The sequence below is a fragment of the Veillonella parvula genome, assembly GCF_032577575.1.
GTDB lineage: Bacteria > Bacillota > Negativicutes > Veillonellales > Veillonellaceae > Veillonella.
Map to the genome: position 1 here is coordinate 20,415 of NZ_JAWFVO010000005.1, position 21,158 is coordinate 41,572.

Below are 21,158 nucleotides of genomic sequence, written 5' to 3' on the forward strand. Positions count from 1 at the left end.
TATGACAACAGCTAAAGATTACAGAAATGATATTCGTCCTAACTGGTGTCCAGGCTGTGGCCATTATGGGGTTCAAGCGGCGATTACTGACGCTGTAGTAGCGAAAAATATTCCACCAGAAAAATTAGCCGTAATTTCCGGTATTGGTTGTTCTAGCCGTATCGGTGGCTATTTCTACGCTTATGGTGCGCATACAACTCATGGTCGTGCGCTTCCTTATGCGCAAGGCGTTAAGCTTGCTAACCAAGACCTAGAAGTTATTGCATTTTCCGGTGACGGTGATGCCTTTGCTATCGGTATGGGTCACACCATTCATGCTTTTAAACGTAATGTAAACATGACATACGTAGTAATGGATAACCATGTATATGGTTTGACTAAAGGTCAAGCATCCCCTCGTTCTGACATCGGTTTTGTTACAAAAACAACTCCTCATGGTGCGTTTGAGTCTCCATTGTCCGTTTGTGAAACTGCGATTGCAGCAGGTGCTACATTTGTAGCACAAAGCTATATGGTGAATCGTAAAGAGCTCGTTGATTTGATTCAACAAGCTATGGATCATGAGGGCTTCTCCTTCATCAATGTATTTAGCCCATGTGTTACATATAATAAACGCAATAGTTATGATTGGTTCAAAGAACATTTAGTAGCACTGCCTGAAGATTATGACCCAACAGATCGTGCAACAGCGCTTAAAACTTTGGGTGATACTGATGGTTTGGTTACAGGCCTTATCTATCAAAATACATCTAAACCTTCCTTTGAAAAAGCAATGGCTGCAGCAAATGGCGGACCACATCCTCGTCCATTGACTGAAGATGTTGTGAAACCTGACCAAGCATTATTCGACAGCCTTTGTAATGGCTTCAAATAAGCATTAGCAGAACACTATAGATACTTGCTTGTCTACATAATAAACGTGTCACCTTTGGGTGGCACGTTTTTTGTATGTACTATTTTATGAAAAACTATTTAGTATATTGCTTTCTGCGATTTGTCCCATGTGGTTATATAACGTGATATAATAAGGACATTGTATGATATTCATTGCAATTGTATCGTATTCATTGCAGAGGTTTTTATGAAAGCATACGAAAAGGGGATTAGTCTATCTATCTGGACTTTGAGTTGGCCTATATTTATTGAAGTGTTCCTGCAGATGCTAGTAGGTAATATAGACCAATTGATGATGAGTCACTACTCGCCTCAAGCGGTAGCAGCGGTAGCTAATGCCAATCAAATTTTAAATATCTTTATTATGCTCATCATTGTCATGAGTACAGCTACGACCATTTTGATTGCCCAATATTTAGGAGCAAGAAACCAGACCAAGCTATCAGAGGTATGTACGGTCAGTTTAGTGATGAATTTTCTCTTTTCATCTATAGCGGCAGTATTCTTTATTATTTGTCATAAATGGATCTTTACATGGCTAGGTATACCACCAGAAACGATGAGTGATACGTCGATATATACTACTATCGTTGCTGCAGGGCTACCGATACAAGCGATGTATTATGCGTTAGTAGCCGTATTTAGAGGTCACTCATTAACACGCGTTACCATGTACATTGCCCTTGTGATGAATATCATTCATATTCTAACAAACTATGTATTAATCTTTGGACATGGTCCAATACCAAGTCTTGGGGTATTAGGTGTTTCTATTTCTACGTGGCTATCTAAGGTAGTAGGCCTCATTATTATTGGTTATACTTTTAAGAAATTATTGACCTTAAAAATTAGCTTTTCATTCTTAAAACCATTTCCGTGGCATACGGTTAAATCTTTATTGCATATTAGTGTTCCTTCTGGTGGAGAAACATTGAGCTATCAATTATCTCAAACGACGATTATGAAAATGGTCAATATTTTGGGACTCGCGGTAATCAATACAAAGGTGTATGTATCTGTTATCGCCATGCTTTGTTATGTATACACCATAGCGCTATCCAATGCTTCACAAGTTATTGTAGGCTTCCTAATGGGCGCTAAACGCCAAGAGGAGGTTACTAGTCGTGTATGGAGGTCCATGTATTTAGCGATTGCTATTAGCGTAGGTCTTGCTACATTCTTCTATGTGACTAGTGATTTTCTTGTATCTGTGTTTACTTCAGATCCGGAAATCTTAGAGTTAGCACATAATGTATTACTGGTTGAGATCTTCCTTGAGTTAGGACGTGCAGTAAATATCGTTATGGTTGGTTGTTTACAGGCTGCTGGTGATATTCGTACGCCTATGCTAGTGGGAATCTTTGGCATGTGGTTATGCGCCGTGCCATTATCGTATCTATTTGGTATTTACTGGGGCTGGGGCCTTGTTGGTATATGGATAGCCATGGCCGCTGATGAAATCTTGCGAGGTGTATTGTTTGTATATCGTTGGTATAGCGGCAAATGGAGAAACAAGCATCTTATCGAAGCTTAATTTCATTCTCCCTAATTTTGATTTACAATTAGCTAAATAATAATGTAATATAACTAGCATTATATTGGAGAATAGACATTGCTAGTTTTACTTGAAAGTAGGTTTATATGAGCAAGACAGTAGGCATTATTGGCTTAGGCCTATTAGGTGGATCCTTGGCAAAGGCCTTAAAGGCATATACCGATTATGAGGTAGTAGGTTATGCACGTCGCCAAGAGGTCTGTGATGCGGCTATTCAAGATGGAGTAGTAAAAGCTGCATGGACAGAAGTTGAACCATTGATTAAACATTCGGATATCGTTGTATTCTCCTTGCCGCCTGATACAAATGCACGACTTTTTACTGAAACGGCTCATCTATTTAGACCAGGACAAGTCGTAACCGATGTATCTAGTGCGAAGGAAAATTTTGTACGAGCCGTTTATGAATCGATTCCTAAGGGGACCGTTTTCGTATCTGTCCATCCTATGGCAGGATCCGAAAAGGGTGGGTATGAAGTATCTCATAAAAACCTATTCAAAGGTATGGGCTGGATCGTGTTAGAAGATAAGGCATCTGATGTATATAGTGAAGAAGTAGCTCAAGAATTAGCTGAAATGGGTCGTGCCTTAGGGTCTCGTATTGAATTTGTCGATATCTATGCCCATGATGCATATCTTGCGATGGTTAGTCATATGCCTCATTTGTTGGCGTCCATTGTGACACAAGTTTCTGGCGGTGGTGAATTGGGCGAATTACGCATGAAATTATCTGCTGGTGGGTTCCGTGACTGCACCCGTGTTGCAGGTGGGTTACCATCGATGTGGCGTGAAATTATCTATGGAAATCGTCGTAATGTCATCGAAGGTCTTACACAAGTTGAAGCAGAAATTCAACGTGTAAAAGAGATACTTTTACAAGAGGATGACGGTCAAGAATTAGAAATCTATCTTGAACGAAGTCGCGAGATTCGAGGAAAGTTACCGTATTTAACTGGTCAAATCAAGGATAATTAAAATGGCGTAGTTTTGTATCCTATAAGAGAGTAAATGTAACTGGAAAACATGACATATATCTAGAAACGTGTATACTATATATCGATATGAGTATGTAAATATATTATGTTAAGGGAGCTTTTATGAGTTTGTTACAAGAAACTTGTGGCGCTATTACAGGTCGCAGCTTAGAGATTGAACAACATATATTTAATAGCTGGAATGCAGAATCGCCGGTGGAACTATATGGTCGTCTTGTAGATGTTGTGGCTCAATATGGGGCGGCTACGAATCAAGAGCAGGTAACCGTGCCAAAACCATGTATGATTATTGCTTCTGCGGATCATGGCGTAGCTGATATGGGTGTCAGTGCGTATCCTAAGGAAACAACTGTTGGGATGACACAAAATTATCTAATCCCTAAAGGTGCGGGTGCTAACTCCCTAGCTAATTATTGTGGGGCCCAAATGGAAGTTATCGACATGGGGATTGATGCGGATATGAGTTGGGTTCCGGGTCTTCGAAGTCATAAATTGGGGATGGGAACGAAAAACTTTGTAGAAGAGCCTGCTATGACGCATGATCAAGCGATTGAAGGTATCGAAACGGGCATTCGACTTGTAAAAGAAAAAATCGACGAAGGCTTTAATGTGTTTCTTGTAGGCGAAATGGGCATATCGAATACGACAGCTAGTGCCCTTATGACCGCTAAGTTTGCAGGACTTACCGCGGAAGAGGCGACGGGGCGAGGGACGAATATTTCCGATGAGCGCCTCAAATTAAAACAGCGGATCGTTCATGATGTACTGGAGAAATATAAGGATATTCCTAAAGACGATGCTATTGGGATTTTATCTTCTGTAGGTGGCTTTGAATTTGCTTGTATTGTGGGTGTTATCTTAGGTGCTGCAGCAAATCATGGGTTAGTTATTATCGATGGATTTAATACATCGGCTTGTGCATTGGTGGCTAAAACGTTGGCTCCAAAAGCGATGGATTATGTGATGGCATCTCATTTGTCTGCAGAAAAGGCGGCGAAGTCCTCCTTAGAAAACCTAGGCTTAGAAGCGTATGTAGACTTGGGACTTTGTTTGGGGGAGGCCTCTGGCAGTTCGATACAAATGGGGATGCTAGATCTTGCGGTGCATATGTATATGGCCATTACAGGAGGTAATAAATGAGGACTTTCAAAATTGAGCCGTTAGATACACAAGCAATGGAAACATGTCGATTCCGTATTGATAATCTGACAAAGCCTATCTATAGCTTGGCTACGTTAGAAACTATAGCGGAGCGTTTTGCAGGAATTTTAAGAGACCCTAAACCAAATCATTTGCGTCAAGGTGTGCTCGTTGTGGCAGCTGATCACTTGGTAGATGGACCGCAAAATGATCAACATGGTAGTGAAAGTTATGCTGCCATAAAACGCTTTAATGAGGGAACAACAGCTACACAAGGGGCTGCAGCTAAATTAAATGCTGTTGTACATGTGGTGAATATAGGTCTAGAACAAGACACTTCTGATTTAGCAAATATTGAGCAACAGGTGATTCGGAAGGGGGCCCATTTCTTTGGTGTAGAACCTGTTATTTCTCGAGATGAATTAGACCGTGCTCTTGAGCTAGGTTTTACCTATGCAGATAAATTACATGCAGATGGACTACAAGTGGTGGCGATTGGTAACATAGGGGAGAGAGCCTTTTTAGATTCTCTCGTAACGACAGCTACTATTACAGGCTGTGCCTACAATGATATTCTCGTACACAATGAATGGGGGCCTACAGTGGATGAACGTGCTGCTCATATTCATTCCTTTGTAGATCCATTCAAGATTGCTGTTGATGATTGGTCTGCTATTAGTGAAAGTGAGCGCCGTGATGCGGTATTGCACTTGCTTCACATAGCGGGTGGTTTAGATATTGCATTTTTAACGGCCTTTATCTTAGGAGCTGCTAGCCATCGCATGGCTGTAGTCTTTGATAATATAGTAACTGGTGCAGCTGTTTTAGCGGCAGTTACCATTGAACCGCTAGTTAAGGACTATGTGTTCCCGTCGGCTGCCTATGATGAGCCTATACATGATGAGCCTATACATAAAGAACAATGTCGCTTCTTAGGAGTAAAGCCTTATTTAGACTATAAACTGCTAATCGATGAAGCCTTAGGTTCTACCATGGGCCTATCTGTTATCAATGCATCTATGTATATGCTAAATGACATGAAAACCTTCGTTGAAGCGGAGGTGAGTGCAGCCGAAGATGGGGCTGGTAAAGGTAGACAAAAGAATAAAGAATAACCCGTTTTGAAGGGGGCTTGTACGCCCCCTTTTTCTCGGGTAAAAAGACATTCTTGTATGCTATATTTTCAAGGAATTTTACGGAAAAACCATTGACACTATATGTGTAAATTGATATCATTATATGGCAGTCAGGACGGACTTAATTCATCCTTGACGACAGATTGATAATTATGTTATAGTAATTATCGGTTCTGTATGCGGGAATAGCTCAGCGGTAGAGCACCGCCTTGCCAAGGCGGGGGTCGCGAGTTCGAATCTCGTTTCCCGCTCCATACATTCCTCGATAGCTCAGTCGGTAGAGCAATCGGCTGTTAACCGATCGGTCGTAGGTTCGAGTCCTACTCGAGGAGCCATTTGACTCACTAGCTCAGTTGGCAGAGCACCTGACTTTTAATCAGGGTGTCCCGCGTTCGAGTCGCGGGTGAGTCACCATTTCTGGCCCGTTGGTCAAGCGGTTAAGACACCGCCCTTTCACGGCGGTATCCCGGGTTCGATTCCCGGACGGGTCACCACATATGGACGATTAGCTCAGATCTCGTTTCCCGCTCCATACACATTCCTCGATAGCTCAGTCGGTAGAGCAATCGGCTGTTAACCGATCGGTCGTAGGTTCGAGTCCTACTCGAGGAGCCATTTTTATTGGCCCGTTGGTCAAGCGGTTAAGACACCGCCCTTTCACGGCGGTATCCCGGGTTCGATTCCCGGACGGGTCACCACATGGACGATTAGCTCAGCTGGGAGAGCGCCTGCCTTACAAGCAGGATGTCGGCAGTTCGATCCTGTCATCGTCCACCAAAGTAAACGGTTATCTTCGGATAGCCGTTTTTTAGTATGTAAAATTATCGCGGTGCGTACATGATGATATATACACCTACAAGACATACGATACCACCGATGATATCATACATGTCTGGTCGCAAGCCGTCCACAAGCCATCCCCAGAGAATAGAGAGGGCAATGAATACACCGCCATAGGCGGCGTAAACTTTACCAAAACTAGCTTCTGGTTGAAAGGTAGGGATAATACCGTATAAAAATAATATAAATGCACCTGCGATCAGGTAAATCGGTCCTTTGTCATCGCGCATATAAAGCCATACGAGATAGCCACCACCGATTTCCGCAAGTCCTGCCAATATAAAGAAGAGAATAGATAAGAGCATAGTAACCTCACTGTATTCTTACTGTATTAATTGAAATCTATTCTCTATTTTACAACCTGAGTTAGAAGAGAGCAATTATTTTATACCCTTAGACTATTAACTGTTTAGAATGAAAGAGAAAATTTACTTAAATATAGATTTTAGCAGTGATGGAATTGAGTCGTGTTGTAAATATAACAAAACCCCGTACACCTAAAAAAGTATACGGGGTTTTGTTATTTTTTATAAACGTGGTGGTGATTCGCTTTGTACATAATCCATGAAGGTATGCATGGTTTCTGTTTTAGAATTGTTCTTCTTAAATGCGAAACACACTTGAAGTTTGAATGGTTTTTCTAAAGGTACAAAGCCATCATTGATATTTAAGGAACTTAAAATTTGACGTGCTACAATGCAGCCAGATTTATTCTTTTGACAATAGTCAATCATTGTATATGGATTGGACAGGCGACTACCGCGGATATGTAGGTTTTGCTGACCGTTTCCAACATAGTTTTTTAATGTGCGGTACATAAAGTATTTAGGAGGATACATGAGCAATGGTTGCTGCTGGATAGCTTTCAAACTAGCCGTTTCCATACCGTTCACTAAGTTTGGCGCATAGTATACAAACTCATCTTCTCTAAGTGCAGTGGATTCGTATGCAGACATATCCTTATTGTTTGGCAAATAGAGTAATGCAATGTCGATGCGATTTTCGCGCAAGTCGAGCATCAATTCTTCTTCCTCCATGTCGTAAATACTGACAGAGAATTCAGGATGGTTTTGGAAGAAGTGGGATACGTAACCATTTAGACGGATATCCCCAAGACTACGTAATACGCCAATGTTTAGAATTGGTCGTTCAACCTTGCTGGCCAAACGAATGGATTGGATCGCTCGTTCCAATGTGTCGAGAACTTGTTCTGCTTCTGGTAGAAATAACTCACCTTCTGGTGTTAAACGGCTACCTCTTGTAGAACGGGAGATTAATTTTACACCAACTAAACGCTCTAATTTTTTCATTTGAGCGCTGAAAGCTGATTGTGTAATATTCATAGATTGTGCTGCTAATGTAAAGCTTCCTGTTTTATTATAGGTAATAAAACTTTGTAGCTCTTGCATTGTAGGTAACTCTTTCATGCTATTCCCCCAATTTAGTTATAAGAATCCAATGATACCTATTACCTTACTTATTCATATTGTAGCATACTATAATTGATTTTTCATCTAAATCTATAAAATATGATGAAACATGCACAATCGATATAGAGAGTAGTATTATCGTAAAAAAGTGTAATCAAAAAATGTGATTATGCACTTATTTCAATAACTTTCACAAGTATCGATAATTGACATAAGTAAATGAAAATGATATTATACTTGGGTACCATTATGTGTAGGTACAAGTTTATTTTAATCTTATGAGGTGATAATCACATGGCAACGAGAAGAGAGGCTCGATTCAAACTTTGTCGTCGCTTTGGTGTGAACGTATTCGGTCACGCAAAAGCCTTGAATCGCGTCAAAAAAGACCAACGTCAGAAGAAAATGTCTGAGTATGGCACACAATTATTAGAAAAACAAAAAGTTAAAGCTTACTACAACTTGCTAGAACGCCAGTTCGTACGCTATTATGATAAAGCGAAAAAAATGCAAGGTGTTACAGGTCAAAACATGTTGATCCTTTTGGAACAACGTCTTGACAACCTTGTATATCGCATCGGTTTCGGTAACTCCATTCGTCAAGCTCGTCAAATGGTAAACCATGGCCACATCTTGGTAAACGGTCGTCGCGTAGACATTCCTTCCTTCTCCTGCAAACCAGGCGATGTAATCGAATTACGCGAAGCATCTCGTGACAACGAAATGTTCAAAACTAATTTCCAAGAACTTCGTTCTTTCGAACTTCCTTACATTGAAAAAGACTTGGACGGCTTCAAAGCTACTTTCACTCGTCTTCCTCAACGTGAAGAACTTCCTATCGAAGTTAACGAAACACTTATCGTCGAATTGTATTCCAAATAATTTGGCGCTAAAAACCCCGTATACAATTGTATACGGGGTTTTTAGTAATCATAAAAATAGTTTTAACGGAGTATGAGTAGTTTACTTAAAGTATTCAGATAAAAATTTATAGGGAGATAAATATGAATCTTTATGATGAACAAAATTTTTATGATAATCTTCATGATATGAACAAACTTTACAATGATATACGAGGTTATGTTTCTATAAAGCAAATACCCAAGTATGAAGAGTTTAATTATATTATTGAGACTTATTTAGAGCTACGGTTTGATATAGATATTACTAAGCTTTCATTGAACTTAAAAAACTTTATGTGTGATTTAATATCAAATACGTATAAACGAATAGAATTAATTAATAAAAAAATAATTACTGATAATAGCAGTATACTTTCAGTTTCTGATTTAATAAATCATGGTATTGATAAAGAAATTGAATACATTATTTGGCTTTATAAAAAGGATGAAGCTAAAATTATTTCTATTATTACATATTTAAAGATGCTAAAGTTTAGTGATAAACTTTCAACTGAATCTAATTTTTTAACTAACTTGAATACGAATATTGAGGAAAATGGAAATCAAATAGAAAGCTTAAGGAAACTCTTAAAAGAGACTAATGATTTAGCGCATCAAACTGCGGTATCTAATTATAGTCATTTATATAAAGCTGAGGCGAAAACTCAGGGGTATTTAAGTTGGGTTTGGTTTATAGGCTTAATAATTGTTATTATATCTTTTTTATTATTGGCGTGCCATTATATTAACAATCCAATTATAGTTAGTTCTGATAATTTTAATGCTATGTATACTTTTTTATCAATTGTATTAGCAAGAGCTTCTACTTTAGGTGTATTAGTATTTTTAATTTATTGGTTAGGTAAAAAATATAATATTACAAGACATAATTATACGATTAATAAAGCTAAGGAGCATGCATTGGCGACCTTTGATGTATTTATAAATGCAGAGGCGGATCCAATGATTCGTAAAATTATCTTAATTAAAACAACTGACTATATATATTCACATAGGTCTAGTGGTTATTTAAATGAAGAGGAAATTAGTTTATCAAAATCAAATATGGAGTCTGTTAGTAATATTATTGAGATGTTACAAAAAGTAGGCAAGTAATTTATTTTGTATTTTGAGGATAGAAAATCAATTGACACAAACCCATAAAATCTGTATACTATTTTGAGTAAGCTTTAGTCGTGTTTCCATTAGCCCCGGAAGCGAGGACTAGCTGATTTTGGTAGAATTATGACGTTATTAGGAGGATAAGCAGCATGAAAACTACATATATGGCCAATCCGAACACAATCGAACGGAAATGGTATGTTGTTGACGCTGAAGGTAAAACTTTAGGACGCCTTGCTGCCGAAGTTGCAAAAGTTCTTCGGGGCAAAAATAAACCAACTTTCACACCACACGTAGACACTGGTGACCATGTGATCGTTGTAAACGCAGAAAAAATTCGCGTAACTGGTAAAAAATTGGAACAAAAGGAATACTTCCGTCACTCTGGTTACCCAGGTGGTTCCCGTTTCACTAAATTGGGTATGATGCTTGAAAAACAACCTGAACGTGTTGTTGAGATGGCAGTTCGTGGTATGCTTCCAAAAAATAAATTGGGTGCACAACAATACCGTAAATTAAATGTATACGCTGGTCCTGAGCATCCACATGCAGCTCAAAAACCAGAAGTGTTAGAAATTTCCGTACGATAATCTAGAGGGAGGAATATATAATGGCAGTAGCACAATATTACGGCACTGGTCGTAGAAAATCTTCCGTTGCTAGAGTTCGTCTGGTACCGGGCACAGGTAAAATCACTGTTAACAAACGTGAACTTAATGATTATTTCGGTCGCCAAACTTTGGAATTGATCGTAAAACAACCTTTGAACTTGACTAACACAGTTGAACAATACGATGTTATCGCAACTGTAGCTGGTGGCGGTCCTTCCGGTCAAGCTGGTGCAATTCGTCACGGTATCTCCCGTGCGTTATTGGACGTAGATGGCGAACTTCGTCAATCTTTGAAAAAAGCTGGCTTCTTGACTCGTGACCCACGTATGAAAGAACGTAAAAAATACGGTCTTAAAAAAGCCCGCAAAGCAAGCCAATTCTCCAAACGTTAATATTTGGAATACAGGTTATTACACCTGCAGACAATGTCTGCAGGTGTTTTTTGTGTCTTTAGACTGATTCGTGACGGAGTCGCGAATCATAAAACTACCAGCTATGTGGGGGCTGAAATGAAAATTATACAAAAAATGACCTTGTTTAAATATAATGTAGATGTTTAAGTCACATTATATGCAAAAGAAAGGTGATTTATATAGCAACAACGACAGAAAGTCTTGCGCACATAATATAGCTATGTAAATACCGGATAGTATTTATACCTAAATGTAAATTGTAAGTTATATATAATCAGTACAGAAATAGTTTACGTGAAATATTGAGCGGTTTATGTGAATATAAGGGGGAGGCTACGATTTAATGAGAACGCGGATTAATCCTAGTGAGAACTTGTGCCTTTAGACACTGAATTAGTACTGAGGGGACTATAATACATGAGCAAATAGTCAGTTAAATAGGTGGTTCTAATTTAATTTTTTAGTTTTAAAAATAGTAATAAAGATAAGTTTTGTAAGTAATGAATTTAATAAATTATTACTGCAGTATAGTCCCTTCCAATACTCTCTTGGAGTAAGAATTACAAATTTTATGAGTTCAAGTTAGTTTTCTTAAGTGGAATGAGTAATAGCATTTTTAGTAATTAACCCTTATAACAATAAGCTACTCTATAAAATAAATAATACAAGCATTTGATGGCTTATGTGAAAACTTAGAGGAATTTTAGTAGAAATAACTGTAAATATTTTTAATTTGTTGTTTTCCTGAACTGCCAAAAACAGTTTGCTTGAAAGACAGATCCAATTAAGATTACTTTTAATGTGATTCATATAATTTTATATCATAGACATCATGGTATAATAAAAAATAAGTAGTGAAGGTAAGTGTTAGACATATTATGGGGAGAAAAAAATGAAGAAAAAAGTTTTTATTTCTTATGCGTGGGAAGACGCAGAGGAAAAAGATCAAAAGGTAAAAAGTTTTACCCAATGGTTGGCGGTTTATTTAAAAAAATGGGGTTTTGAAGTTCTTCTTGATGTATATGAAAATCATCCTGGAACAAAATTGGATGCGTTTATGTCTGAGGGAATAAGTACATCAAGATTTGTATTATGTATTTGTACTGAGACATATTTAAAAAAGATGCAGAAAATTGGTACAGGTGTATATAATGAGTTTATGTTGCTAAAAGAGAACTCTGATAGTAAATTTATAATTCCAATTATTGAAACGGGAAAATATATACATTTGCCATCATTTTTTGAAGGTAAGTTTGTTAGTGCATTGAATTTTGTTGAGCCATATTCTCAAGATAATAGAAAGAAAATTTTTGAGCTTATTAGTACATTAAGAGATGAAACATTATCTGCTGATAGTGTAGAGCCCCAAACGAGGATTGAAAATTATTATAATGATGTAGAAACATTCAAGTTATTGGCTGATACAATAAATTTGATGAATTTTGAATGTCAACCGGAAGGTATCGTCACATTTCAATATTTATTGAATGATGGAGATTTTCAGATAGGTTTAGCTCCAATGGATTTTACTACTCACTGGTCTACTAGAGGGGGAAATAGTATATACTCTTATAATAAAGTTCAAAAGACATTTCGTATTCACAACTTTACAGCATTTGATGTAATTAGGCGCACCTCAGATATTCCAATTGATGCATTGGTTCCGTTTAAGTGGGGTATAACTCTTGGGGTTGGCGATGGTATTGTTTGGGTAAATAAAAATAATTTTATTGCCATTGGTAAAGTACAGAATGTATATGTGAGTAGCGAAGATGAATTAGAAAGTAAGGTTACTCTTCAATATCGAATTTTAAATCCTATTGATATTACGGATGATTTTATTATGAACGAAGAAGTTTAATAAATTTTAAGAAAGAAAACAACCCTACAAAATAAGTATATATTTAGTGAGGTTATGATTTGGTTAGTAGAAAATTATAAAGGAAAAAGCAACTACAAAAAAGAAGGCTGAATAGAAATAAATTAGGGAAGAACCTCCCTTTTAATCTGACAAATTGGCCTAAGGAACTACGTGGTCATAAAAATTCATATCAATATTTAATCAATATTCATAATTGTTGTTTTAATGAAATAGAATTTAATAATGTTATGTATAGAGCCGGTCACATGACCAAATGTTTTATGAGAACGGCAAGGTTCATTAATGTGGACTTTATATTTGTTAATCTAAAGAATACAAGCTTCAAGAGTAGTAGATTTTGTAAAGTAGTATTTAATGGTTGTAATTTAAAAGATGTTGATTTTCATCATGTGTGTGTGAAAGTACTTATTTTTTAATCTTATTAATCTTATTTACATCTATATTTAATTCTCCTATAATAGATATATAATAATCGAATTTTTTCGAAAATAGATTTTTATATAGGAGAAATCATATGATTTATAATACAATTCAGTACGTAGTGGATAACGGTATTGGTACTTTGACCTTTAATCGTCCGACAGTAGCCAATGGTTTTAATATCGAGATGTGTAAGGAGATCCTTGAGGTCTTAGATAAGGCTCATAATGATGAAAGTGTTCGTGCATTGCTTATCAATGCAGAGGGTAAGGTATTCTCTGCGGGTGGCGATTTAACAGAGATGGAGCGCGCTGTAAACGAAGGGGATACTGAGTCTTTATTTGAAATCGTTGAGCTAGTAGCTGAGATTTCTATGGCCATGAAGAAGTTACCAAAACCTGTTATCATGAGCCTTCAAGGGGCTGCGGCAGGTGCTGCCTTCAATATGGCTTTGGCGGCGGACTTTGTTGTAGCTGCTAATAACGTACGCTTTATTCAAGCCTTCGTAAATGTAGGTCTTGCTCCTGATGCAGGCGGTTTATTCTTATTAACTCGCTCCATTGGCATGAACCGTGCTATGCATATTGTTATGACCGGTGAAGCCGTATCTGCTGAAAAGGGTAAGGAACTTGGCTTTGTGTATAAGGTTTGTGAATTAGAAGATTTAGAGACTGCTACAAGACGCCTTGTTGAGAAGTTGGCAAAAGGGCCTGCACAATCTTACCGCGTTATGAAGGAAATGATGTGGAATAGCTTCTTAGCGGGTTGGGAAGAGTACAAGAAGTTTGAGGTAGAAAACCAATGTAAATTAGGCCTTTCAGAGGACTTCAAAGAAGGAGTCCGTGCGTTTACAGAGCGTCGCCGTCCTAAATTTGGTCAACAATAATATTGATTTATGAATATACGGAATGGAATTTCCTGTAATTCATAAGAAAATACAAATATAATTAGAACCGATGTGGCTCCAACTATTGAGTTACATCGGTTTTGCTTTCATTACACAGAAAAAGTGTATATAATAGAACTATTGAAATAGTTTTAGGAGGTCATTATTACATGGCTCAAGATACAATTAAATGTTATGACAGCCCTAGCGATGTAGTTCAAGCATTGGCAGAGGATTTTATTGTTTTCACCAACGAGGAAATCAATCGCACTGAAACGTGTGTTGTTGGTATTACGGGCGGGACTGTTATTAATGGTTTATTAGAATTGCTTAATTCCCCAGAATATATTGAACGCCTCAATTGGGAACGCATATTCTTTGTGTGGACTGATGAGCGATTCTTGCCGCAATCTCATGAGGATAATTACTTCAATCGCGTGAAACCTTACTTGTTGTGTAAGGCGAAAGGGGCGGCTCATTTTTTGCCAATCAATACAGATTCTAAAACTGTAATAGAAGCGGCAGCGGAATACGAGAAAGAGGTTAAGAATGTTCTCAAGGCTTGTAAAAAAGTGGACTAGATTTGGCATTGCTCGATCTTGGTGAAGATGGTCATACAGCCGGCCTATTTGCAGGTTCTCATGCATTGCGTGTCACAGATCAAGACGTGGTAGCCGTTGAGGATGGAAAGGTATGGGAACGTATTTCTATGACCTTTTCGTTCTTAGCAAAATCTGATGCGGTTTGGTTTACCGTAACTGGTGAAAGTAAGCGAACTGCTTTGACAAAGGTATTGTATCAACGCGAAGATTACGAGGATTTACCTTGGGAAAAACGCATTGGTCGTGTATTGCCTGGAGCGGTGCTTTCACAAGAAGCTATGACCTGGTATGTGGACAAGGCAGCCTATGATGATGTACACTAAAGAGTATAAGTAGTAGTAAAAATAAAGGAGATACATATGGGGTCTATAGGAACACCTGAATTAATAGTTATATTAGTGATTGCTCTAGTTATCTTCGGACCTGGTAAATTACCTGAAGTCGGTAAAGCTATTGGTAAAGGCATCAATGAGTTTAAAGATGCTATTTCGGGGCCTAAAAAGGCTGTTGATGAAACGAAAGAAGCCGTTAAGAAAGCGACTACTATCGATGTGACAGCAGGGGCTAAGAACGACGATAAACATAAAGAAGCTAAGGATTAATAGGAGGTAACACTATGTGCAAAGATTGTGGTTGTGGCGAAGATAATGGCGTTGTAACAAAGGTATTTACTGTACCGGGGATGATGTGCAACAACTGTAAAGAAACAGTTGAAGGTGCATCTCTAGGTTTGCCTGGCGTATTAAGTGCAGAAGTAGATTTGCCAGAAAAGACAGCTACCGTTTCTTTTGATCCAACAAAAGCATCTGTAGAAGTTATTACAAAAGCCATTGAACGAACTGGCTTTGAAGTGGCAGGCGTTGCAGACGGTGTACAAAAACATAGTCATGGATTACTAGGCACTTTGAAACGTCTCTTCAAATAATCGAACCGATGGAGCTGTATTGAAACCTTGTTTCGATGCAGCCCTTTTTTGTTTAAAGAGGTAATATGATGATACGTAAGTTTGATGCTAAAAATTTTAAGTGGGACGGTATCGAAACCTTGGTTTATAAACAAGATGGTAGTCCTTTTAAAGATGTAACACGTCAAGTATTATACGATGGTGCTTATGATATTCCCTGTCAATTCCGCTATTTTGAATGTTTGCCAGGGGGATATTCTACCTTGGAGTATCACGATCATACGCATATGGTTATGATATTTCGCGGCAAGGGGCAAGTCTTATTGGGCGATGAAATCCACGATGTAGAAGCTGGTGATTTTATCGAAATTCCAGGCAAAACAATTCATCAGTTCCGTGCTAATAAGGGCGATTATATTGGTTTTCTTTGCTTGGTAAATCAAGATCGAGATAAGGTAAAGTTATTATCCCCTGAAGAGATGGAAATGTTACGAGCAAATCCTAAGATCAAAGAATTCTTGGAAAGTTGTTAAGCCTAATGGAGGTTCTATGAATACTTTTACACGAGCGGCCCTTACCGTTTTAGTGGGCCTCGCCATTTGGTTTTTACCTCATACAGAGGCAATCAAGCCTGAAGGTTGGCATTTATTAGCTATCTTTACGGCTACTATTGTGGGTTTTATCTTGCGACCTTGGCCAACGGGCATTATGGCGCTTTTTGGTATTGTTGTAGCCGTAGCCACTAACTCCATCACTATGGTACAGGCACTAGGTGGCTATGCAGAGGCGAATGTGTGGCTTATCGTAGCAGCCGTATTCTTTTCACGAGGTATTATTAATTCTGGTCTTGGTAAGCGTATTGCGTATACTTTGATTCGCTCCTTTGGCACAAGCTCATTAAAGCTTGCCTATGCTTTGGCCTGTACGGATTTGATTATTTCTCCAGCTACACCATCTAATACGGCGCGTGGCGGTGGTATCGTATTCCCCATCGTACAAAATATTTCTTTAGCTTTTGGCTCTGAACCTTATGGTAATACGGCTCGCCGCATTGGGGCATACTTGATGACGACGGCACATACTATTAACACCATTACAGTAACGATCTTCTTGACTGCATGTAGTGGTAATTTACTTATTACGTCCTTAGGGGCGAAGTTATTCGGCTATGATATATCTTGGTGGGAATGGTTCCAAGCCGGTGTGATTCCTGGTGTGATTTGTATGATTTTGATGCCTTGGTTTATCTATAAAATCTATCCACCAGAAATCAAGGAAACACCAGAGGCTGCAGCAATGGCTCAAAAAGAACTAGATGCTCTTGGTCCTATTACGAAGGCTGAAATTTCTGTTGCCATTATTTTTGTTCTTTGCATCTTGCTTTGGGCTACAGCGATTTGGACTAAGCTTCATCCTACAGTTGTTGCGATGATGGGCGTTCTTGCTTGTGTAGTAACTGGCTCTCTTACTTGGGAGGATATTTTGGGTGAACGCACCGGTTGGGATATCCTCATCTGGATGGGTACGCTCGTGGGCATGGCTGGGCTGCTTGGTAAACTCGGTGTAGTAGCTGTCTTTGCAGATTTTGTAAGTCAACATTTAGCTGGCTTTGACTGGTTCTGGGCGTCTTTTATCATTTCCGCTACCTTTGTGTACTCTCAGTATTTCTTTGCCAGTGGTACGGCGCGTATTACGGCTTTATTCTCCGCCTTTGCGGCCATTTTAGTGGCGATGGGGGCTCCTATTCCGTTTACGATATTGCTCTTTGGTTTGATGAACAGTCCTGGCTGTACATTGACTCACTATAGTTCAGGTGTAACACCGATCTTCTTCGGTGCTGGCTATGTGCCACAAGGTACATGGTGGCGCGTAGGTCTTGCCATTTCCGTGGTGAGCTTCCTCATTCATTTCTGGGGTGGCACCTTTGGCATGTGGCTCTTTGGTATTTTATAATATATTCAATCCCTCACTACGGTGAGGGATTTTTCTTGTTATATCTATATTTTTTATACCTTACTAGGTTTGCTATAGTTTTTGGGTATGGTGAACTTCATAAAAAAACTATGATGAATCTATAGAATTTATTGTGAATTATCTTGCGCGGGATAATATAACGTGTTATTATTATTCCGTGATTAATATTACAGAATATTTTAGGAGGAAACATGTTAGGTTTAGTCATTAGCTTATTGATTATTGCGCTAGTCGTGATTATTAATGACATTCGAATTATGAACAACAACTTAACACGTTTTTGTCTTAGAAGTTCCGCGAATGGTTTAATATACAATCAATAAGATTTGACTATATGGTTTGTTTCTTATGTGTATATTTTCCAAGGGGTACATAGGATTATTTATGTATATAGGAATTCTGTAAACAAAAGGAATATCATTTGTAAACTTTTAAGACGATTCATTGGAATCGTCTTTTTTTATGCGTCGTGAAAGCTGTCCAAGTGGATGCTTTCAAAAGTGAGGAGATTAACATGAGTTGTAGAAGTGACAATTTGAAAACAGGCGTAGCACGTGCACCACACAGATCTTTACTAAAAGCTCTAGGTTTTGTTGATGAAGAAATGGGTAGACCAGTCATCGGTATTGCCAATTCTTTCAATGAAATCATCCCTGGTCACGTAGGCCTGAAAAATATTGTACAAGCCGTAAAAGACGGTATCCGCAACGCAGGTGGTGTGCCAATTGAGTTCAATACTATCGGTATTTGTGATGGTTTGGCAATGAACCATATCGGCATGAAATACTCCTTAGTTACACGTAATATCATTGCAGATTCCATCGAAGCTACTGCTATGGCTACACCATTCGATGCGATGGTATTCATTCCAAACTGTGATAAGGTAGTGCCAGGCATGTTGATTGCAGCTGCGCGCCTTAATATCCCATCTGTATTCGTGTCTGGTGGGGCTATGCTCGCTGGTGTACATAAAGGTAAAAAGATTGGTTTGTCCGACGTATTCGAGGCCGTAGGTAAACATCAAACTGGTGAAATGGATGATGCTGAGCTAGCCGATATCGAAAATACGGCATGTCCTACATGTGGCTCTTGCTCTGGTATGTATACGGCAAATACAATGAACTGTTTAACAGAAGCTCTCGGTATGGGCCTTCCTGGCAATGGTACAATCCCAGCGGTATATTCTGAACGTTTGCGCTTAGCAAAATTAGCGGGTATGCAAGCGGTAGAGGTATTAAAAGCAAACCTTCGACCTAAAGATATTATGACTCGTGAAGCCTTTGAAAATGCGGTAGCTCTTGATATGGCTTTGGGTGGCTCCTCTAATACGGCGCTTCATTTACCGGCTATTGCTCACGAAGCAGGTGTGCCATTATCCTTAGACGATTTCGATCGCATCGCCCAAAATACACCTCAATTATCTAAATTATCTCCATCTGGCGTATATTTCATTGAAGACTTGTACGCTGCAGGTGGTGTATCTGCCGTGTTGAAACGTTTAGCAGAAAATGGTCGCCTTCATACAGATTGCAAAACTGTTGCTCTTAAAACACAAGGTGAAATTGCAGCGGCCGCTCATGTTGTGGATGAAGATGTTATCCATCCATGGGATAATCCAGTACATGAAACTGGTGGTATTGCGGTTCTCAAAGGTAACCTTGCTGTAGACGGTTCCGTTGTAAAAGCCGGTGCTGTAGATGCAGATATGCTTGTTCACTCTGGTCCAGCAAAGGTATTCAACAGCGAAGAAGAAGCGGTTGAAGCTATCACGGGCGGTAAAATTGTAAAAGGTGATGTTGTAGTTATCCGCTACGAAGGCCCTAAAGGCGGTCCTGGTATGCGTGAAATGTTGACTCCAACATCTATGATTGCCGGTATGGGTCTAGATAAAGATGTAGCATTGTTGACAGATGGACGCTTCTCTGGTGCGACTCGTGGTGCATCGATCGGACACGTATCTCCAGAAGCAGCTGCAGGCGGTACCATTGCCATCGTTGAAGATGGTGATATTATCAACATCGATATTCCAAACGGTAAATTGGAATTAGCTGTATCTGATGATGAAATCGCTCGTCGTAAAGCTGCATTGAAACCGTTCAAATCCAATGTAACTGGATATCTTAAAAAATACGCTCTTCACGTATCCTCTGCTGCACAAGGTGCTATCGAAGTATTTGAAGACTAATACTCGACTTTCATTTAATACTAACTAGAGGAGACCGTGTATATGTATAAGTTATATGATTTTATGGAGGCTCGTGAGCGATTGAGCACAATCACTGTGAAAACGAAGTTACTTCATAGTGATGTGTTTTCTGACGAGTGTGGAAATGATGTATACATCAAGCCAGAAAACTTGCAAATAACAGGCTCTTTCAAGGTTCGTGGAGCTTATAATAAAATTGCAAAACTAACAGAAGAGGAAAAGGCGCGCGGTGTTATCGCTGCGTCTGCCGGTAATCATGCACAAGGCGTGGCCCTTGCTGCGAAACGTCTTGGTATTAAAGCGACTATTGTCATGCCGAAACACACGCCTCTTATCAAGGTGAATGCTACAAAACAATACGGTGCAGATGTTGTACTATTCGGCGAGATTTATGACGAAGCCTATCAAAAGGCGATGGAGTTGCAAAAAGAACACGGCTATGTGTTCGTTCATCCGTTTAATGATGAAGATGTCATCGAAGGGCAAGGTACGATTGCCCTTGAGGTTCTTGATGAATTGCCTGATGCAGATATCTTGCTCGTTCCTGTTGGTGGCGGTGGTATCGTATCTGGTATTGCGGCTGCTGCAAAATTAAAAAATCCGCGCGTTAAGATTATCGGTGTAGAACCAGAAGGTGCAGCGAGTGCCCTAGCTGCCTTAAAGGCTGATCATCCTGTACCTCTCGATGAAGTGGCGACGATTGCAGATGGTACGGCAGTACGCCAAATTGGGGAAACTACATTAGAATATATCAAACAATATGTAGATGAAATTATTACCGTTTCTGATTATGAATTGATGGAAGCATTTTTATTGCTTGTTGAAAAACATAAGTTAGTAGCAGAAAATTCTGGTATTTTACCACTCGCTGGTCTTAAAAAATTAGAGTGCCGCGATAAAAAGGTGGTAGCTATCGTCAGCGGTGGTAATATCGACGTACTTACTATATCGTCCATGATTAATAAAGGTCTCGTATTGCGTGGTCGTATCTTTACCTTCTCCGTTAACCTTCCTGATAAACCAGGTCAATTGGTTGCGGTATCTCAAATGCTGGCGGATGCAGATGCAAACGTTATTAAACTTGATCATAATCAGTTCAAAAACCTTGACCGTTTTCATGAAGTGGAATTGCAAGTAACGGTAGAAACAAATGGTGAAGAGCACATCCAACACATTATTGATACTTTCAAACATAATGGCTACATTATTAAACGTTTAAATTCCAGCGAAATATTGTCTGAATAGCT

At 39.0% G+C, this 21,158-nt stretch carries 20 protein-coding genes, 7 tRNA genes and 2 pseudogenes; 27 read left to right on the forward strand and 2 right to left on the reverse strand.

Translation table 11 applies throughout. The annotated features are described in order from the left end of the window. Window position 1 precedes the first annotated feature (1 nt). From E7K77_RS09130 to E7K77_RS09185, 12 genes are all read left to right on the forward strand, one after another. The gene (locus E7K77_RS09130; protein WP_325306536.1) at window positions 2-874 is read left to right on the forward strand and encodes a 2-oxoacid:ferredoxin oxidoreductase subunit beta; all 873 of its coding nucleotides are present in this window, start codon (window positions 2-4) and stop codon (window positions 872-874) included. Between the two features lie 207 nt (window positions 875-1,081). Continuing rightward, the gene (locus E7K77_RS09135; protein WP_325306537.1) at window positions 1,082-2,428 is read left to right on the forward strand and encodes an MATE family efflux transporter; all 1,347 of its coding nucleotides are present in this window, start codon (window positions 1,082-1,084) and stop codon (window positions 2,426-2,428) included. A gap of 107 nt (window positions 2,429-2,535) precedes the next feature. After that, complete coding sequence (locus E7K77_RS09140; protein WP_270279417.1) at window positions 2,536-3,423, forward strand: prephenate dehydrogenase; 888 nt, start codon at window positions 2,536-2,538, stop codon at window positions 3,421-3,423. Between the two features lie 122 nt (window positions 3,424-3,545). Continuing rightward, window positions 3,546-4,583: a nicotinate-nucleotide--dimethylbenzimidazole phosphoribosyltransferase gene (locus E7K77_RS09145; RefSeq protein ID WP_325306538.1), complete on the forward strand. Its 1,038-nt coding sequence runs from the start codon at window positions 3,546-3,548 to the stop codon at window positions 4,581-4,583. After that, complete coding sequence (locus E7K77_RS09150) at window positions 4,580-5,698, forward strand: nicotinate-nucleotide--dimethylbenzimidazole phosphoribosyltransferase (protein WP_325306539.1); 1,119 nt, start codon at window positions 4,580-4,582, stop codon at window positions 5,696-5,698. The genes E7K77_RS09145 and E7K77_RS09150 overlap by 4 nt, the downstream gene beginning before the upstream one ends. A 200-nt stretch (window positions 5,699-5,898) precedes the next feature. Continuing rightward, window positions 5,899-5,973: transfer RNA gene (locus tag E7K77_RS09155), tRNA-Gly, on the forward strand. 5 nt (window positions 5,974-5,978) lie between these two features. Further along, window positions 5,979-6,054, forward strand: a tRNA-Asn gene (locus E7K77_RS09160). A 3-nt stretch (window positions 6,055-6,057) separates the two neighbouring features. Next, window positions 6,058-6,133 (forward strand) — tRNA-Lys (locus E7K77_RS09165). A gap of 5 nt (window positions 6,134-6,138) precedes the next feature. Beyond that, window positions 6,139-6,213, forward strand: a tRNA-Glu gene (locus E7K77_RS09170). A 45-nt stretch (window positions 6,214-6,258) separates the two neighbouring features. After that, window positions 6,259-6,334, forward strand: a tRNA-Asn gene (locus E7K77_RS09175). 8 nt (window positions 6,335-6,342) lie between these two features. Continuing rightward, window positions 6,343-6,417 (forward strand) — tRNA-Glu (locus E7K77_RS09180). 3 nt (window positions 6,418-6,420) lie between these two features. Further along, window positions 6,421-6,496, forward strand: a tRNA-Val gene (locus tag E7K77_RS09185). 44 nt (window positions 6,497-6,540) lie between these two features. Here the strand turns inward: E7K77_RS09185 and E7K77_RS09190 are convergent. Next, the gene (locus E7K77_RS09190) at window positions 6,541-6,864 is read right to left on the reverse strand and encodes a YnfA family protein (RefSeq protein WP_008602538.1); all 324 of its coding nucleotides are present in this window, start codon (window positions 6,862-6,864) and stop codon (window positions 6,541-6,543) included. Window positions 6,865-7,086: 222 nt separating this feature from the next. Then, window positions 7,087-7,986, reverse strand: a complete 900-nt coding sequence (locus tag E7K77_RS09195; protein ID WP_004695178.1) for a LysR family transcriptional regulator — start codon at window positions 7,984-7,986, stop codon at window positions 7,087-7,089. 297 nt (window positions 7,987-8,283) lie between these two features. On the opposite strand from E7K77_RS09195, the gene rpsD reads away from it, so the two are divergent. The 15 genes and pseudogenes from rpsD (at window position 8,284) to ilvA (ending at window position 21,156) form a co-directional block, all read left to right on the forward strand. After that, a complete protein-coding gene (rpsD, locus tag E7K77_RS09200) occupies window positions 8,284-8,871 on the forward strand; it encodes a 30S ribosomal protein S4 (RefSeq protein WP_008602541.1) in 588 nt (195 codons plus the stop codon). Window positions 8,872-8,993: 122 nt separating this feature from the next. Further along, the gene (locus E7K77_RS09205; protein ID WP_325306540.1) at window positions 8,994-10,007 is read left to right on the forward strand and encodes a hypothetical protein; all 1,014 of its coding nucleotides are present in this window, start codon (window positions 8,994-8,996) and stop codon (window positions 10,005-10,007) included. 155 nt (window positions 10,008-10,162) lie between these two features. Further along, window positions 10,163-10,603: a 50S ribosomal protein L13 gene (gene rplM, locus E7K77_RS09210; RefSeq protein WP_008714963.1), complete on the forward strand. Its 441-nt coding sequence runs from the start codon at window positions 10,163-10,165 to the stop codon at window positions 10,601-10,603. Window positions 10,604-10,623: 20 nt separating this feature from the next. Next, complete coding sequence (rpsI, locus tag E7K77_RS09215) at window positions 10,624-11,016, forward strand: 30S ribosomal protein S9 (RefSeq protein ID WP_004695188.1); 393 nt, start codon at window positions 10,624-10,626, stop codon at window positions 11,014-11,016. Between the two features lie 200 nt (window positions 11,017-11,216). Next, a pseudogene (locus E7K77_RS09220) lies at window positions 11,217-11,366 on the forward strand (IS200/IS605 family transposase); the annotation flags it as partial. A 563-nt stretch (window positions 11,367-11,929) separates the two neighbouring features. Further along, on the forward strand, window positions 11,930-12,898 hold the full coding sequence (locus E7K77_RS09225; protein ID WP_270279410.1) for a toll/interleukin-1 receptor domain-containing protein: 969 nt from the start codon (window positions 11,930-11,932) through the stop codon (window positions 12,896-12,898). Between the two features lie 266 nt (window positions 12,899-13,164). Beyond that, entirely contained in the window at window positions 13,165-13,335 is a 171-nt protein-coding gene (locus E7K77_RS09995) for a pentapeptide repeat-containing protein (protein WP_443084084.1), read from the forward strand. A gap of 98 nt (window positions 13,336-13,433) precedes the next feature. After that, the gene (gene fabM, locus E7K77_RS09230) at window positions 13,434-14,225 is read left to right on the forward strand and encodes a trans-2-decenoyl-ACP isomerase (RefSeq protein ID WP_058948075.1); all 792 of its coding nucleotides are present in this window, start codon (window positions 13,434-13,436) and stop codon (window positions 14,223-14,225) included. A 170-nt stretch (window positions 14,226-14,395) separates the two neighbouring features. Continuing rightward, window positions 14,396-15,150: pseudogene (gene pgl, locus E7K77_RS09235) on the forward strand (6-phosphogluconolactonase). A gap of 36 nt (window positions 15,151-15,186) precedes the next feature. Continuing rightward, on the forward strand, window positions 15,187-15,429 hold the full coding sequence (locus E7K77_RS09240) for a Sec-independent protein translocase subunit TatA/TatB (protein ID WP_008602548.1): 243 nt from the start codon (window positions 15,187-15,189) through the stop codon (window positions 15,427-15,429). A gap of 14 nt (window positions 15,430-15,443) precedes the next feature. Then, complete coding sequence (locus tag E7K77_RS09245) at window positions 15,444-15,752, forward strand: heavy-metal-associated domain-containing protein (protein WP_021148497.1); 309 nt, start codon at window positions 15,444-15,446, stop codon at window positions 15,750-15,752. Window positions 15,753-15,820: 68 nt separating this feature from the next. Further along, complete coding sequence (locus E7K77_RS09250) at window positions 15,821-16,264, forward strand: cupin domain-containing protein (RefSeq protein WP_004696849.1); 444 nt, start codon at window positions 15,821-15,823, stop codon at window positions 16,262-16,264. A 16-nt stretch (window positions 16,265-16,280) separates the two neighbouring features. Further along, window positions 16,281-17,684 carry a DASS family sodium-coupled anion symporter gene (locus E7K77_RS09255; protein ID WP_004695199.1) on the forward strand — a complete coding sequence of 468 codons (1,404 nt, stop codon included), beginning with the start codon at window positions 16,281-16,283 and terminating at the stop codon, window positions 17,682-17,684. A gap of 535 nt (window positions 17,685-18,219) precedes the next feature. Next, window positions 18,220-19,890 (forward strand): dihydroxy-acid dehydratase, encoded by a 1,671-nt coding sequence (gene ilvD / locus E7K77_RS09260; protein WP_004695202.1) that lies wholly within the window; start codon window positions 18,220-18,222, stop codon window positions 19,888-19,890. Window positions 19,891-19,932: 42 nt separating this feature from the next. Beyond that, window positions 19,933-21,156: a threonine ammonia-lyase gene (ilvA, locus tag E7K77_RS09265; RefSeq protein ID WP_004696872.1), complete on the forward strand. Its 1,224-nt coding sequence runs from the start codon at window positions 19,933-19,935 to the stop codon at window positions 21,154-21,156. Window positions 21,157-21,158: the final 2 nt, after the last annotated feature.